Annotated in this window: 13 protein-coding genes; 7 read left to right on the top strand and 6 right to left on the bottom strand. The window is 66.4% G+C overall.

Going from position 1 to position 14,879, the window contains the following annotated elements; genetic code table 11:
• Position 1: 1 nt before the first annotated feature.
• Positions 2 to 1,543: a cation:proton antiporter gene (locus AC1RM6_RS19875; protein ID WP_493104403.1), complete on the top strand. Its 1,542-nt coding sequence runs from the start codon at positions 2 to 4 to the stop codon at positions 1,541 to 1,543.
• Positions 1,544 to 1,627: 84 nt separating this feature from the next.
• Here the strand turns inward: AC1RM6_RS19875 and AC1RM6_RS19870 are convergent, their stop codons facing one another.
• Both AC1RM6_RS19870 and AC1RM6_RS19865 read right to left on the bottom strand, forming a co-directional pair.
• Positions 1,628 to 5,011: a hypothetical protein gene (locus AC1RM6_RS19870; protein WP_493104401.1), complete on the bottom strand. Its 3,384-nt coding sequence runs from the start codon at positions 5,009 to 5,011 to the stop codon at positions 1,628 to 1,630.
• A 195-nt stretch (positions 5,012 to 5,206) separates the two neighbouring features.
• Entirely contained in the window at positions 5,207 to 6,136 is a 930-nt protein-coding gene (locus AC1RM6_RS19865) for a LysR family transcriptional regulator (protein WP_493104399.1), read from the bottom strand.
• 122 nt (positions 6,137 to 6,258) lie between these two features.
• Between AC1RM6_RS19865 and AC1RM6_RS19860 the strand changes: the two genes are divergently transcribed.
• The 4 genes from AC1RM6_RS19860 to AC1RM6_RS19845 are packed head-to-tail and all read left to right on the top strand — an operon-like array spanning position 6,259 to position 9,243.
• Positions 6,259 to 6,876, top strand: a complete 618-nt coding sequence (locus tag AC1RM6_RS19860) for an NADPH-dependent F420 reductase (protein WP_493104397.1) — start codon at positions 6,259 to 6,261, stop codon at positions 6,874 to 6,876.
• Positions 6,877 to 6,907: 31 nt separating this feature from the next.
• Positions 6,908 to 7,288 (top strand): nuclear transport factor 2 family protein, encoded by a 381-nt coding sequence (locus AC1RM6_RS19855; protein ID WP_493104395.1) that lies wholly within the window; start codon positions 6,908 to 6,910, stop codon positions 7,286 to 7,288.
• Between the two features lie 33 nt (positions 7,289 to 7,321).
• Complete coding sequence (locus AC1RM6_RS19850) at positions 7,322 to 7,732, top strand: BlaI/MecI/CopY family transcriptional regulator (protein ID WP_493104393.1); 411 nt, start codon at positions 7,322 to 7,324, stop codon at positions 7,730 to 7,732.
• On the top strand, positions 7,729 to 9,243 hold the full coding sequence (locus AC1RM6_RS19845) for a M56 family metallopeptidase (RefSeq protein WP_493104391.1): 1,515 nt from the start codon (positions 7,729 to 7,731) through the stop codon (positions 9,241 to 9,243). Before AC1RM6_RS19850 ends, AC1RM6_RS19845 begins: the two co-directional genes overlap by 4 nt.
• A 7-nt stretch (positions 9,244 to 9,250) precedes the next feature.
• Here the strand turns inward: AC1RM6_RS19845 and AC1RM6_RS19840 are convergent, their stop codons facing one another.
• A complete protein-coding gene (locus AC1RM6_RS19840) occupies positions 9,251 to 10,144 on the bottom strand; it encodes a LysR family transcriptional regulator (RefSeq protein WP_493104389.1) in 894 nt (297 codons plus the stop codon).
• Between the two features lie 113 nt (positions 10,145 to 10,257).
• Between AC1RM6_RS19840 and AC1RM6_RS19835 the strand changes: the two genes are divergently transcribed.
• Together AC1RM6_RS19835 and AC1RM6_RS19830 are read left to right on the top strand one after the other, a co-directional pair.
• Positions 10,258 to 11,001: an SDR family oxidoreductase gene (locus AC1RM6_RS19835; RefSeq protein WP_493104388.1), complete on the top strand. Its 744-nt coding sequence runs from the start codon at positions 10,258 to 10,260 to the stop codon at positions 10,999 to 11,001.
• A 49-nt stretch (positions 11,002 to 11,050) separates the two neighbouring features.
• On the top strand, positions 11,051 to 11,950 hold the full coding sequence (locus AC1RM6_RS19830; RefSeq protein WP_493104386.1) for an SDR family oxidoreductase: 900 nt from the start codon (positions 11,051 to 11,053) through the stop codon (positions 11,948 to 11,950).
• A 103-nt stretch (positions 11,951 to 12,053) separates the two neighbouring features.
• On the opposite strand, the gene add is transcribed toward AC1RM6_RS19830, so the two are convergent.
• From add to AC1RM6_RS19815, 3 genes are all read right to left on the bottom strand, one after another.
• Positions 12,054 to 13,187 carry an adenosine deaminase gene (add, locus tag AC1RM6_RS19825; protein ID WP_493104384.1) on the bottom strand — a complete coding sequence of 378 codons (1,134 nt, stop codon included), beginning with the start codon at positions 13,185 to 13,187 and terminating at the stop codon, positions 12,054 to 12,056.
• Positions 13,188 to 13,520: 333 nt separating this feature from the next.
• Positions 13,521 to 14,435, bottom strand: a complete 915-nt coding sequence (locus tag AC1RM6_RS19820) for an MBL fold metallo-hydrolase (RefSeq protein ID WP_493104382.1) — start codon at positions 14,433 to 14,435, stop codon at positions 13,521 to 13,523.
• Between the two features lie 224 nt (positions 14,436 to 14,659).
• Positions 14,660 to 14,791: a hypothetical protein gene (locus AC1RM6_RS19815; protein WP_493104380.1), complete on the bottom strand. Its 132-nt coding sequence runs from the start codon at positions 14,789 to 14,791 to the stop codon at positions 14,660 to 14,662.
• Between the last annotated feature and the right edge of the window lie 88 nt (positions 14,792 to 14,879).

The raw sequence follows: 14,879 nt of genomic DNA, 5'->3' as shown, positions 1-14,879 counted from the left end.
GGTGACCTTCTTCGAAAGCCTCGTCGCGCTGCTCGCGGTCGCCACCCTGCTCCTGCAGGTGACGCGGCGCATGCGGCTGCCTTATCCCGGGATTCTCGCCGCCGCCGGGGTGGCGGTGGCGATGGTCCCGGGAGCGCCCGACATCCCGATCGATCCGCCGACGGTGCTCGCTCTGTTCATCGCGCCGATCCTGGTCGATTCGGCCTATGATTTTCCGCTCGCCGCCGCGCGGCGCATGCTGCTGCCTTTGTTCTTCTATGCGGTGGTGGCGGTGCTGGCGACCACCGCGGTGGTTGTGGGGATCAACGCGCTGACGATCGGGCTGCCGCTCGCGGTCGCGATCACCCTCGGCGCGATCGTCGCGCCCCCCGATGCCGCCGCGGCGACCGCGGTCCTCTCCAATCTGCCGATCGCGCGCCGGGTCGACACGCTGCTCAAGGGCGAGAGCCTGTTCAACGATGCGACCGCGCTGCTGCTGTTCAGCGCGGCGTTGACCGTGCAGGCGCATGGCGGGCTCGACGGCGGCACGATGCTGCGGCTGTCGATCGCCGCCCCCGGCGGGATCGCGTTCGGCATGGCGTTCGGCTTCATGATGTCGCGGCTGCGGCCGCTGACCGGCAACACCGTCGGCGCCACCCTGATCCAGTTCGTCTATGCCTTCGCGACCTGGCTGATCGCCGAGCGGCTGCACCTGTCGGCGGTACTCGCGACGGTGGCGAGCGCGATGACGATCGCCCGGCTGACCGCGGTCGACGATCCGCCGCGGATGCGGGTTCACAGCTTCGCGGTGTGGACGACGGTGGTGTTCCTGCTCAACGTGCTCGCCTTCCTGCTGATGGGACTGCAGGCGCGCCGCATCGTCGGCGCGATGTCGCCCGCCGAACTCGACCGCGCGCTGGGCTTTGCCGGGGTCGTCGTCGCCGGTGTCATCCTGACCCGCCTCGCGATCGCCTTCCTGTTCCGCGCGATCATCGTCTGGCGCCACCGCCGCGGCGACGGCTTCGCGCCGTTCAAGCGCGGCGAGACGCTGCTGGTCGGCTGGTCCGGCATGCGCGGATTGGTGACGCTGGCGACCGCCTTCGCGCTGCCCGTCGATTTCCCCGATCGCGACCTCGTCGTGCTGACCGCCTTCGCCGTGGTGCTGGCGACCCTGGTCGTCCAGGGCGCGACGCTGGCGCCGATGATCCGCCTGCTCGGGCTCGGACGCCAGGACGCGGCCCGCGCCGAACATGACGCCGCCCAGATCGCGCTCGCCGAAGCCGCGCTCGAACGGCTCGAAGCGGAGGAGGGCGCCGAGGCCGAGGCGGTCCGCCAGATCTACCGCGAGATCTGCGCCGGCACCCGCGATCCGGCCGAATCCGTCCCCCTCGACCGCCGTCGCGGCCTGACCCTCGCCGCGGTGCTCGCCCAGCGCCGCCGCCTCGACGACCTGCGCGACGCCGACCGGATCGGCGCGGATCTCTATCTGGAGTTGCAGGAAGCGCTGGATTGGAAGCAGCTGGCGGTGGTGTCGGATGAGGAGCGGCGGATTACGGAGAGTTAGGAAGCCTTCTTAGCGAATATCGGATCGCGAGCTTCTGGCAACCAGACGCCGAATCCCTTAATTCGCGGCCACTCGTGAAGGCGGTCAATCCTTTTTGGAAGTTGTCGTAGGTGTTGCTTTACGACGTGAAGGCAATCTGGCTGGTGAACGCGGCACCAAGATAGTGATGTCGTCGTCGCGCCAACAGGTTGCCACATCGAAATGAAGTTCGATCGTGCAGGTCAGTTCGGATGCATTGACTTCGACCTCGATCCCTACCGGATCGATCGTGTCGGTGCCGAGCAGGCGGAGATTCTGCAGAGCATCGCTTCCGAAGATCTCGCCCTGCGCATCCCGCGATCGGTGGAAATCGATGCCGTCAACGGTGAAGCAATAAGTTTTCACGTCCGTCTCGTGGCGGGAGAAAGCGGTCCCGAGATGTCGGGCGGCATCGAATGGGTTGAGATTCTCGACCCACCCGGGACCGCTAGCCGGCAGCAAGCAAATAGGTTGTGCGCCGCGGGCTTTGATCGGCAGCGCCGCGCGCGAGGCTTCGGCGAAGAAGTCCTCAATCGAGCGCACGATCGCTCGACGCCGGGTGAGCTTGAAATAGGGCTTCCACGCCAGCACGATCGCGCGATGTTTTGCCCGATCCGTCACCTGCCGAACCAAGAATTCCGGATGGGAGACCATGGCGGGCCGCAGCAGAGCCGCCTTATCGAGCCCGGTTATCTGGAGGACGTTCACGCGCCGGATGGCGCGCTCCACCGTTAGTGCCGCATGCGGGAAAAAGCCAATATGCACGGGCAGCGTGAGAAGGGCGTCCTGCACGGAGCGCCTGATCTCCTCGACGGCGTCCTCGGCCAGTGACGCTGACGCGAGGCGCCGGCTTCTGTGCGCTTCTATCGACTCCGCGCTGCGCTTCAGCGCCCCGCTCAGCGCGTCGCCGTTAAACATTGGATCGTTATTGGGTTGCGCTCTTGCTATCAGCGATAGCAGCCTCGGCTGTGCGACTGGATCTGCCCATTTTTCGGCTCGTCGATTCAGCCAGTCGCGCAGATCTCGCAACGGTTCGTCGCCTAGCCTTTGCGCCGTTTTGTCCTCAGCCAGCTCGGTGAGCCAGCTCTCGATGGCGTTGATGTCCCGATCGGTCGCGTGCGCGGCAACGAGCGCGAACCAAGATTCCGTCAGATCCTCGACGCGAAACTTGGTGGTGATTGAGTAGGTCCGGCCCGCAACCCGCTCCCGGTCGCGAATATTGTCGAGCGAGCGGACGAGTTCGTGAAGCCGTTCGATATAAGCGCTAGATTCGGGGCCCTTGTCTATTAGCCGCAAGCGCACGAAGCTGCGAACGAGATCGAGCGGGGTAGAGTTCGCGACCGGCGAATCTGTGATGTTGGCTGCCGACTGACAAAGCTGCAATACGGTGGCCGCACTCGCATGTGCGAGCGAGGATGGGCCGTCCCAGTTGATTAGGATTAGGCTTAGGATCATCCGTACATCGAAATAGAGATTGTCGAATATCGCGGACGCGACGCCATCGGGCGTCTCGGTGGGCGCATGCTGAAAGCGGCGAAGGTCGGCGACATGCGCCTCAACCTCGGTCCACGGACGATCGACCAGATCGGACACTAGCAGATCGGTGATCAAATGGTGCCGGTCGTCATCGCTGCCGCCGGCGTCGCCTAACGTCTCGGGCCAGCGTAGGAAACTCTCAAGATATGCCGGCGCAGCGATGTTGTCTTCGTGCCAGAGCGACGCGGCCACAATATATGCTGATGTGTTCAAATGTGCGTAGATGATCGGCCAACGTTGCACCTGGGCATTCCAGGTTTGCGATGGTGTTGTGGGATCCTCCATCTGGCGCCGGAAGGCGCCGACGCGAAGTGCGTCTTCCCAGCCTCCCACGATCTTGAGCACCGCAGTCTCATACACCTTGCGCAGCGGCCCCGGGAGCACTCCGGGCACCTGCCTCTTGATCCCGCTACCGCTCGGCTCCTTCTGATCGCTCAGCCAGCGTCCGAGCCGATGGGCTACGTAAGCATTGAGATCGAAGAGACCGGCGACGATGTCGGATGGCATGGTACTATGCCGCTGCGGCAGTAGGCGGCGCAGCGCATATGCTAACTTGTGGATGAACGCGTCCTCGCGATCCATGGCGCTGGCTGCCCGCTCAAAGAGTCGGCTGTATTGTCTCAGCCACTCCTTATGCTCCGCTGAAATATAGCCATAGGCCGCGAGGCTGTGGGCCTCGCCGTCGGGCTCGACGATAGTGTGTGCCTCCAGCAGGAAGCGGTGGAAGTCTATGAGTTCTGCTAGCGCATGATCGAAGGCGGTGACCGCTCCGCGATCGATCTGGACAACGACCCTGTCAACCAACTCCTCAAGAATGTCGCTGGGCCCGAGGTCGGGCTCCGCAGGCTGCGGACGTGTGACGAACGAGACATGGATCAGCGCGCGTTCGACACGCCCGAAAGGGACGCCGCCGACACGGCGGCAGAGGACGGTATCTCCGCTGAGCCTGCCACCGAGCGGACCGGCTAGGCCCAGCATCCATTTGTACTTATTCTCGTTGGCGGCCTGGCCTTTGCGTCGTGATCGCCATGCCCAGAGTGCGACGGCGGCCCGCAGCGGCACTAGGCGGACATCGTGTAGGACCGATCGGTCATCGACCCGCCGTCGCCCCTCGACATGACCGTCGATCGTGGTGGCGCCGCCCATCACGTAGGGTGCCGGATGCGCCCCGGATACCGGGAAGCGATCGTTGATCCTCGCATAAGCGTTTGCTGATAAGAGACCAATGACGTGTTTTGGGATGACCCGGCTCGCGACGAAACGCTTGCGGCATTCGGCGCGGTGATTGGGTCCGATGATCGAGAGGCTCGTGATCAGGAACTGCCAGGTCACTAGCAGGTTGAGGATCAGCCAGCCTGACAGAATCAGGACGAGGCCAAGGCTGATTGATAAGGTGTTGATTTCTGCGTCGAACAACGCGAGCGGGACGGCTTCCGGGGACCAGAGTGCCGTAAGGAGGGCGATCGCGAGGGCGAGGCCGCTGGTGCCGACGGCATAGGCTCGGCTTTGGTCATAATAGAGCTGTACATCGACATTAGTGCTAGCCCCTTCGTCTCGTTGAACGATCAAGGTGACGAGGCCCAGCGCGAGTGGAAATATCAGGCCGACCATCGTCGCCTGCGCGCCGAGCATGTAACTGACAACGTCGTGCAAAAAGCTGGCGTTGGCCGCTTTGTCAAATATGTCGTTCAGCGCCGCAGGGACGGGAATCTCGAACAGCAAGCTCAGTCCGATCACCATCGCGAAGGTCGCGCAATAAGCGCCCAGCAGGACGAAGAGCGAGCGGCCCTTAATGAGGCCATCAAGTAGCCGCAACCAGAGCGGGTCGCGCGCTCGCCGCAGCGCAACGTTCTGTCGGCGCAACACACGGACGCGGTGCGCGGCCTCCCCGATAATGCTTCCTAACAGGTTCATTGTTTCGGTGTCGCACAGCTTTACACCGCCGTCACCGCAAGTTCGCGCAGGTGCTATAGCTCCGTTTCACCATGAACGATGTGAGTTCCGGTGCCAGTTTACTAGATGTTGAAATCCGCAGACATGGCGTGATTAGCCGCCTAGCCCGATGTTTTTCGGGATGAGAAACAGTGGAGTGCTCAAAGCCGAACCCTGCTACCCCAAACTCCCCGCAAACCGCTCCGCCAGTTGCTGCGCCCTGAACGCCTCCGCTACCCAATCGACAAAGACGCGGGTCTTGGCGGGCAGCAGGGTGCGCGACGCATAATAGATCGAGATCGCCCCCGCATCGCCATACCAGCGCGGTGCGAGCCGGACGAGCGAGCCCGCGTCGAGTGCCGGCAGCGCGTCGGGCATCGCCAGCATCGCGACGCCGAGGCCGAGCAGCGCCGCCTCGAGCATCGCCGCCGGATCGTTGACGACGATGCTTTCGGGTAGCGGCGCCGCGATCTCGCGGCCGGAGACGTCGCGCATCGTCCAGTGGCGGATGCGGCCGGTCTGCAGCGCGCGCATGACGATGCCGTCGAAGGCGGCGAGTCCGGCCGGATCGGTTGGCGGCACCCGCCCGGCCATGTAGCGCGGCGAGGCGACCGCGACGATATGCGCCGGCGCCAGCGTCCGCGCGACGATCCCCGGCGACAGGTCGAAGCCGCCGCCGATCGCGGCGTCATAGCCTTCGGCGATCAGGTCGACCGGGCGGTTCTCGAAATGCCATTCGGGCCGGATGCGCGGATAGCGCGCGAGGAAGTCGGGCAGCAACGGCAGGATATGCGTCATGCCGAAGCTCGGCGGCAGGCTGAGCTTGAGCGTGCCGGCGGGCGCGCCGCCCTCGGTGGCGATGCCGGCGATCGCCGCCTGGATGCCGTCGAGATGGCCGGCGATCGCGATCCGGAAGCTCTCGCCGGCTTCGGTCAGCGTCAGCCGGCGGGTCGAGCGATGGAATAGCCGCACCCCGAGATTGCGTTCGAGCATCGCGACGTTGCGGCTGACCGCCGCCGGGGTCAGCGCCAGCCGCCGCGCTGCCTCGGAGAAGCTGCCATGCTCGGCGCTGCGCACGAAGGATTCGAGATTGGCGAGGGTTTCCATCGCCGATATTTACAACGAATCGTTGAAGATATTGCAAGGCGATCCCGTCTAATCGGATGGGAATGGATGCGCCATCTTCGTTCCAGCAAGCCCAGTGGCCAGCAAACGAAGGAGTGACCCTGATGAACGACCATCCCATGCCCAGTATCGGCATCATCGGCGCCGGCCAGATCGGCCACGCCATCGCCACCGCGCTCGCCCGCAGCGGCATCGCCGCCACTTTGTCCAACAGCCGCGGCCCCGACAGTTTGGCCGAGACCGTCGCCGCGATCGGACCGACGATCGTCGCGGGCACCCGCGAGCAGGCTGCGGCGAAGGACATCGTCTTCGTCGCGGTCAACTGGTCGAAACTGCCCGCGGCGCTCGCCGGCCTTCCCGATTTCGGCGGCCGGATCGTCGTCGACACCAACAACCCGATCGAGGCGCCGCTGTTCAAACCGATCGATGTCGGCCACCGCTCGTCGTCGGAACATGTCGCCGATCTCGTCCCCGGCGCGCGGCTGGTGAAGGCGTTCAACCATCTTCAGGCGCATCTGCTCGCCGGCGATCCCGCGAGCGACGGCGGCAAGCGGGTGCTGTTCCTGTCGGGCGACGATCCGCAGGCGAAGGCCGAAATCGGCGCGCTGATCGACCGGCTCGGCTTCTTCGGTATCGACCTCGGATCGCTCGCGATCGGCAGCCGGCTCGTCCAGTTCCCCGGCGGCCCGCTGCCCGCGCTCAACCTGGTGAAGATCGGCTGATCCCGGCCACCACCCAGCAAGGATATCTCTCATGTCGACGATCAACCAAATCGATCACGACCATCTGCTCCGGTCGAACCTCACGCGCATCTTCAACGAGCGCGATCCCGCCCGCCGCACGGCCGCGCTCGAAGACCTCTATGTCGCCGATCCGTCGATGTACGAACCCGACGCGGTGGTTCAGGGCCGGGCGGCGATCGCCGATGTCGCGGGCGCATTGCTCGACCGGTTCGGGCCCGATTTCGCCTTCGTCGCCGAGGGCAAAGCGGTCGGCCACCACGGCCTCGCCTATCTGCGCTGGCATGCCGGTCCCAAAGACGGGCCGGTCATGGTGACCGGCGCCGATGCCGCCGAGATTGTCGACGGCCGGATAGCGCGGCTGTGGGTGCTGCTCGATCCACCCGCCGATTGACATCTACTAATATATTAGTACTAACGTCGTCGTATGAAGAATCAGCCGTCATCCGATCCCCACCCCACCGAAGGCGAGCTCGCGATTCTCCGCGTCCTGTGGGCGCGGCGCGGGCCGCTGACGGTGCGCGAGGTCCATGACGCGCTGTCGCGCGCCCGGCACACCGCCTACACCACCGTGCTCAAGATGATGACGATCATGGCCGACAAGGGCCTCGTCACCCGCGACGAATCCGAACGCAGCCATCTTTATGCCGCGGTCCATCCCGAACCGATCGTCCAGTCGGCGCTGCTGCGCGACCTGATGCAGCGCGCCTTTTCGGGGTCGGCGGTGCAACTGGTCCAGAGCGCGCTCGATGCCGATGCGACCAGCGCCGACGAACTCGATGCGATCGCGGCGATGATCGCCGAAGCCCGCGCGCGGCGCGATCGGGGCCAGCCATGACGGCATCCATGATCGCTCCGGGCTTCGGGACGGCGCTGGCCGCGGCCCTGCTCGATTCGCTGTGGCAGGATGCGGTGATCGGGCTGCTCGCGGCCATGACCCTGTCATCGCTGGCGCATCGCAGCGCGGCCTTCCGCCACATGGTCGGCATGGCCTTCCTCGTCGCGATGCTGCTCGTCCCGCTGCTCGGCTTCGTCGTCGGGCTTGGCGGTGCGGGCGGCGATGCCGCGGGCAGGGCGGCACCGATCCTGTCGCTGCCTGGACCGGATCGACTGGCCGCCTCGATCGCGCCGCCGCTCTGGCTCGGCGGGCTCTGGGCGGTCGGCGTCGCCGCCATGCTGGTCCGGCTCGCCGGCGGGCTGATATGGGTCGGACGGTTCGATCGCCGGGCCTGCGCGCCGCTGCCGCCGGCCTGGCGCCCCCGCGTCGATGATCTCCGGCGCCGGCTCGGCATCGGGCGGGCAGTGATGGTGCGGTTGCACGACGCGGCGATGCCGCCCTTCACCGCTTATGCGCTGCGGCCGGTGATCTGGCTGCCGGTGTCGATCTTCACCGGGCTCGGCCCCGACCAGATCGAGGCGGTGGTCGCGCATGAACTCGCCCATATCCGCCGGCTCGACTGGCTGTGGAACGGGCTGCAATGCGCGGTCGAGGCGCTGCTCTTCCACCATCCGGCGATGTGGTGGCTCAGCCGTCGCATCCGCGCCGAACGCGAACATGCCTGCGACGATCTCGCGGTCGCCGCCTGCGGCGATCCGATCGTCCTCGCCGAGGCGCTCGGCCGCCTCGCGCGGTTGCGTCCGGCTGGCGCCCGCCTGGCCCTATCCACCAACGGGAGTCCCCTGATGACGCGCGTGACACGATTATTGACCCCCGGCACCGCCGATCGGTCGCGCTGGCGGCTGCCCGCCGCCCTGCTCGCGCTGACCTGCTCGGGGGCGGTGCTGGCGATGAACGCGATACCGGCAGCACAGGGGGCGGCCGGACCGCGCGTCGCGGCCCCGCATTGGTGGGAGGCCTTTGGCGACCAGGCCGTCGATCTCGACAAGACCGTCGACGGCCAACGGCGCCGCTATCGCCACTGGGTCGATCTGCACGGCCGGCGGTACGAAGCCTATGCAGTCGACGGCCGGCCCGCGGCGATCGACGCCGGGGTGCGGCAGTGGATCCGCCAGGCGATGATCGTGCCGCCGCCGCCGCGTCCTGCCCGGCCGCCGGCGCCCCCCGCGCCGCCGGCCGCATCGAAGATCACCGACGATCCGGTCTACCGCACCGCGGTCCGCCAGCTTGCCGCCGACCCGTCGGTCGCGGCGCAATTCGGCGCCCCGGTCGCGATCGAGGGGATCGGCGGCCCCAGCTATATCGACAGCCGCCGCGCCGATCTCTCGCTGCGGGTGTCGGGGCCGAACGGGCGCGCGCTGCTGCGCGGAGTCGGCCGCTTCGACCGCGGGCGGTGGAGCTTCCACGGCGCGAAGATCGCGCTCGTCCATACCGACATGGCGATGTTGTGAGTCGATCTCATCCGAAACGGCGCGCGGCCCAGTCCATGAACACGCGCACCCGCGGCGAGAGCTGGCGGCTGGGCGGGTAGAGCAGCGACACCGGCACCGACGGCGGCAGATGATCGGGCAGGATCTGCACGAGCGTGCCGTCGGCCAGCGCGCGTTCGGCGTGGAAGCGGGGCACCTGGAACAGGCCGAAGCCGAGCAGCGCGGTCGCCAGATAGCTTTCGGTGCCGGTCACCGATACCGGCGCGGGCAGGATCAGCGACCGATAGCCGCCGCCGGCCGCGAACTGCAGCGGGGCGAGATGGCCGGTGGTGAACGAGCGTAGCCCGATCATCCGGTGACCGTCGAGATCGTCGGGGGTGGCCGGCGTCCCGAACCGTTCGAGATAGGCGGGGGCCGCGCAGGTCATCCGATCGATCATCGTCACCCGCCGCGCGATCATCTCGCTGTCGGCGAGGTGGCCATAGCGCAGCACGCAGTCGATGCCTTCGCGGACGATGTCGACCCAGCGTTCGCCTTCGCTCATCACGATCTCGATATCGGGATAGTCGGCGAGGAAATCGGGCAGGCCCGGCAGCAGGAAATGCCGGGCGATCGTGCCCTGCACCTCGATCCGCAACTGGCCGCGCGGCCGCGTGCTGCCGAACGCGCCTTCGGCATTTTCGATATCGGCAAGGATTGCGACGCAACGCCGGGCATAGGCCTCGCCGTCGAGCGTGGGGCTGACCACCCGGGTCGTGCGCTGGAGCAGGCGGACGCCGAGCCGTTGCTCGAGGCCCTTGACGACCTGGGTCACTGTCGATCGCGGCACGCCGATATCCTGTGCGGCGAGCGTGAAGCTGCGCCGTTCGACGATCCGCACGAACAGCCGCATGGCATCGATCCGATCCAGTCTGGCCTCCATTGTTCGTATAATTCGAATAGCGATGCCAATTCATGGCTGATTATCTTCGATCTGTCATCCGCCAAATCATCTCCATGCCCAGCCGCGGTGGCGGGCCAGACAGGAGACAGACCATGAGCGCAGCACAGGACAACAAGGTCGCGATCGTTACCGGCGCCTCGCGGGGCATCGGTGCAGCCATCGCCGAGCGCCTGGCGAAAGACGGCTTCACGATCGTCGTCAACTATGCAGGCAGCGCGAAAGCGGCCGAGGATCTGGTGGCGAAGATCGAGGCGGCCGGTGGTCGCGCGGTCGCCGCCCTGGCCGATGTGAGCGACGCGAATGCGGTCGCCCGGATGTTCGACAGCGCCGAGGCCGCTTTCGGCGGCGTCGATGTGCTGGTCAACAATGCCGGGATCATGAAGTTGGCGAGCATCGCCGATAGCGACGACGCGCTGTTCGACAGCCAGGTTGCGATCAACCTCAAGGGCAGCTTCAACACGCTGCGCGAGGCCGGAAAGCGCCTGCGCGGCGGTGGCCGGATCGTCAATTTCTCGACCTCGGTCGTCGGCCTGCGCCTCGAAAATTACGGCGTCTATGTCGCGACCAAGGCGGCGGTCGAGGCAATGACCGCGGTGATGGCGAAGGAATTGCGCGGGCGTTCGATCACCGTCAACGCGGTCGCACCCGGGCCGACGGCGACCGCCTTGTTCCTCGACGGCAAGTCGCCCGAGCTGGTCGAGCGGATGGCGAAGATGAACCCGCTCGAACGGCTCGGCACCCCCGACGACATCGCCGCCGCAGTCGCCTTTCTCGTCGGCCCCGATGGTGGCTGGATCAACGGCCAGGTGCTGCGCGCCAATGGCGGCATGATCTGACGCCGATCTTCCCTTTCGCCTCTCTCCCCTAGATTCGAAGGATCATGTCATGACCAAGCAGATCATCGTCGTCACCGGTGCCTCGAGCGGCTTCGGTGCGCTCGCCGCCCGCCAGCTCGCGCTTGCCGGTCACACCGTCTATGCCGGAATGCGCGCCACCACCGGCCGTAATGCGCCGCAGGTCGAGGCCCTTGCCGCCTTCGCCGCCGAACATGGCGCCGACCTGCGCGCCGTCGAACTCGACGTCCAGTCGGACGCGTCGGTCGAGGCAGGCATCGCCCGGATCGTCGCCGAATCCGGCCGCCTCGACGTCGTCATCCACAATGCCGGCCATATGAGCTTTGGCCCGGCCGAGGCCTTCACCCCCGATCAGTTCGCCGAGCTCTACGACGTCAACGTGTTGTCGACCCAGCGGGTCAACCGCGCGGCACTCCCCCAGTTGCGCAAGCAGGGCAGGGGCCTCGTGCTGTGGGTGTCGTCGAGCAGCGCCCGCGGTGGAACCCCGCCCTATCTGTCGCCCTATTTCGCCGCCAAGGCGGCGATGGACAGCCTCGCCGTCAGCTATGCCGGCGAACTGGCGCGCTGGGGCATCGAAACCTCGATCATCGTGCCGGGCGCGTTCACCAAGGGGACGAACCATTTCACCCACAGCGGCAAGCCTGCCGACATGGCGCGCGCCGCCGAATATGAGGCCGGCCCCACCGCCGGAATGCCCGAAATCGCGTTGAAGGGCCTCGCGGCGCTCGAACCCGCCGACGCCGATGTCGCCGATGTCGCCCGCGCGATCGTCGCGGTGGTTGGCACCGACCATGGCAAGCGGCCGTTCCGCGTCCATATCGACCCGTCGCAGGACGGCGCCGAGATCGTCAACGCCATGGCCGACCGGGTCCGCGCCGAGATGTTTCGCCGGATCGGCCTCGAGGATCTGCTCACCGCACGGGTGAACTGACCGCGATACACGGACTGCAGATACCGCCGGACGGGTCGCCGTCCGGCGGTCTCGCGCGCGTCGCCCGGTCGTGCCAAGGCTTGGCCGACCTCGCCAGCCAAGGTCAGCCCTCGACCCGCTCCGACCGCGCGAAGGCATCGAGCTTCGCCAGGAAGCGGTCGCGTCGATCGGGGGCGATCCAGGCACCGTTGAAGGCGTTGCGTTCGATGCGGACCAGTTCGCTTTTGGTCAGCTTGTTCTGCGCCTGCGCCCGGATCATCACCGCGGTCAGATATTCGCTGCCCATATAGGCCGGGTCGTCCGAATTGATCGTCACGTTCAACCCGTTGTCGAGCATGCCGCGCACCACGTCGGTCGATCGGCCGCCGGTGCCGATCACCCCGGAGAAGGTCGGGCAGACGGTGAACATCAGCTTGCGCTCGCGCGCCAGCGCCATCAGCTCGGGCGACTGCAGGATGTTGCCGCCATGGTCGATCCGGTCGACCCCGATCTCCTCGATCACCTGGCGGATATTGGCGAGCGTGCCCTCCTGGTTGACGTCGCAATGCATGGTGAGCTTGAGCCCCGCCGCGCGCGCCTTGGCGAAGGTCGCCGCGAACTTGCCCGGCGGATTGCCATGCTCGTCCGAATCGAGCCCGACCCCGACCAGATATTGCTTCATCGGCAGCGCGGCCTCGAGCGTCTCGGCCGCCGACTCCGCGCTCAGGTCGCGCATGAAGCAGAGGATGAGCTGGGACTCGATCCCCAGCTTGCGCTGCGCATCGGCCTGCGCGCGGGCGATCCCGCCGATCACGGTCTCGATCCTGATCCCGCGGGTGGTGTGCGACTGCGGGTCGAAGAACATCTCGGCATAGACGATGTTCTGCGCCGCCGCCCTGGTCAGATAGGCGAAGGCGAGGTCGTAATAATCCTGCTCCTTCAGCAGGACGCTGTTGCCCTCATAATAGATCGCCAGGAAGCTCGGCAGGTCGTGATAGATATAGCTCTTCTTCATCGCCGCGACATCGGCATAAGGCAGGGTCAGCCCGTTGCGCTTCGCCAGCGCGAACTTCATCTCGGCCTCCAGCGTGCCTTCGAGATGGACATGATATTCGGCCTTGGGCAGCGCCGCGATGAACCGCGCCATGTCGGCGGCACCGTCTCCGCCAGGCGCCGCCGCCCGTGCGGGCCAGGATGCCAGCGCCGGCAGCAGCGGCGCCCACAATGCCGCACCCATCACGTCTCTTCTGCTGACCATGCTCGCCCCCTTTTGTCGTCCCCGAGAGGAGAGGCTAGCGCGGCGGGCGGGCGCTGGGAATGGCGGATTTCCGGGCGGGGCGGTTGGGTGCGGGGTAGACGCTACCCTGTCCCCGTCATGCTGACGGAGGTCAGCATCCAGACGCGCTACGCGGAGGATCAATTCGTGACCATCCGGCTGGAAACACAGCGTTGCGGATCTGGATCCTGATTTTCATCAGGATGACGAAGGATAGGTGGTCGCCTGTATTTCGTTGAGCGGTCACTTCGCTTGGAGGCCACAACCGGGACGCGCGCCCATGGAGCCCATCGGCGCGCGCCTGTTCGGTCCCGATCAATAGTCCCAGAAGCCCGCAACCCAGCGGAAGCCGTCGCCGTCCGCGGCCACCCGGCCGACCGACGGGAAGGGCAGATGCGTGGCGACGAGCAGCTCGCCGGTGGTCGCGGCATCCTGGAGCAGGCGGACGCGGACCCGGACCGACTCTTCGGGATCATGTTCGAAGCCGTTGTGCCAGTCGGGATGGTCGAAGCCGACCGGGAAGATCGCGTCGCCGGCGAAGGTCAGCCGCTCGCCGCCCGAGGTCAGGCGGACCACGCTGTGCCCCGGCGTGTGGCCGCCGGTCCGCCAGACGAGCACCCCGGGCGCGACCTCATATTCCTCGTCGAACGTCTGCAGCTGGCTGCGATACAGCTCGATGAACTGCGTCGCGGTCGCGCGCAGCACGTCGGGCACCGGCGACGGCATTTCGGTGTGCGAGAAATCGGGCGCGGCCCAGAAATCGACCTCGGTGGCGGAAACATGGATCCGCAGGTCGGGGCGCAGCCGCTTGTGCACATCGTCGACGAGCAGCCCGCCGACATGGTCCATATGCATATGGGTCAGCACCACGTCGGTGATCGCTCCGAGTTCGATGCCCGCGGCGGCGAGCCGCTGGGGAAATTGTCCGGCGCGCGGGAAGCCGGGAAACTGCCCGCCCAGCCCGGTATCGACCAGGATGACCCGGTCGCCGGTGCGCACCACCAGCACGTTGAGCGGCCAGTCGAACGCGTCGGGCGGCAGGAACATGCCCTCGAGCCAGGCGGCGCGCACCGCCGGATCGGCATTGGTCGCCATCGTCTCGGTCGGCAGCGGCAGCACGCCGTCGCTGACCACCAGCACGTCGATCTCGCCGACCCGCAGCGCGTAGCGCGACGGAACCAGCTCCTGGGAACCCGATCCACCGGGCTGCGCAATAGTGTCGAGCTTCATCTGTCCATCCTCCTGATCGCCGCTCCATCGCGACGTCATGAAGGCTAGGGGGAGGGCGGTGCGCGGTCGATTTGGGCCGCGGGATGGGATGCCCCATACAGGGGTATAGGTCCTGTCATGCTGAATGCGGATGGCGGTGGCGGCCGATTGGACGCGCACATTCGAGGTCTGCTCTGCGCGCAAAGTACCCCTTGCCCGTCACCCCGGATGTGCTCCCGCAGGCGCTAACTTGGCCGCGAGGGCGCCTCTTCTGCCCCTCTCCCGCTCTTTGCGGGAGAGGCCGGGTGAGGGTCTTCTTCTTCTTCTTCTTCTTCTTCTTCTTCTTCTTGCGCCGCGAGAAAGAAGAAGACCCTCATCCAAACCTTCTCCCGCAGGCGGGAGAAGGCTTCAGAAGAAGCTATCCGAATAAGAGAGCCGCAGGCCTTCCGGCCGTCGCCATGACGC

Source organism: Rhizorhabdus sp. GW822-FHT03C02 (assembly GCF_058801765.1).
The sequence above is the reverse complement of the archived record's forward strand: the minus strand, read 5'-3'. Positions and strand labels throughout refer to the sequence as shown.

Excerpts from the sequence above, each read along its gene's own strand:
- AC1RM6_RS19870 (WP_493104401.1), bottom strand. The coding sequence starts at position 5,011 with ATGAACCTGTTAGGAAGCATTATCGGGGAGGCCGCGCACCGCGTCCGT.
- AC1RM6_RS19865 (WP_493104399.1), bottom strand. The coding sequence starts at position 6,136 with ATGGAAACCCTCGCCAATCTCGAATCCTTCGTGCGCAGCGCCGAGCAT.
- AC1RM6_RS19860 (WP_493104397.1), top strand. The coding sequence starts at position 6,259 with ATGAACGACCATCCCATGCCCAGTATCGGCATCATCGGCGCCGGCCAG.
- AC1RM6_RS19855 (WP_493104395.1), top strand. The coding sequence starts at position 6,908 with ATGTCGACGATCAACCAAATCGATCACGACCATCTGCTCCGGTCGAAC.
- AC1RM6_RS19850 (WP_493104393.1), top strand. The coding sequence starts at position 7,322 with ATGAAGAATCAGCCGTCATCCGATCCCCACCCCACCGAAGGCGAGCTC.
- AC1RM6_RS19845 (WP_493104391.1), top strand. The coding sequence starts at position 7,729 with ATGACGGCATCCATGATCGCTCCGGGCTTCGGGACGGCGCTGGCCGCG.
- AC1RM6_RS19840 (WP_493104389.1), bottom strand. The coding sequence starts at position 10,144 with ATGGAGGCCAGACTGGATCGGATCGATGCCATGCGGCTGTTCGTGCGG.
- AC1RM6_RS19835 (WP_493104388.1), top strand. The coding sequence starts at position 10,258 with ATGAGCGCAGCACAGGACAACAAGGTCGCGATCGTTACCGGCGCCTCG.
- AC1RM6_RS19830 (WP_493104386.1), top strand. The coding sequence starts at position 11,051 with ATGACCAAGCAGATCATCGTCGTCACCGGTGCCTCGAGCGGCTTCGGT.
- add (WP_493104384.1), bottom strand. The coding sequence starts at position 13,187 with ATGGTCAGCAGAAGAGACGTGATGGGTGCGGCATTGTGGGCGCCGCTG.
- AC1RM6_RS19820 (WP_493104382.1), bottom strand. The coding sequence starts at position 14,435 with ATGAAGCTCGACACTATTGCGCAGCCCGGTGGATCGGGTTCCCAGGAG.
- AC1RM6_RS19815 (WP_493104380.1), bottom strand. The coding sequence starts at position 14,791 with ATGAGGGTCTTCTTCTTTCTCGCGGCGCAAGAAGAAGAAGAAGAAGAA.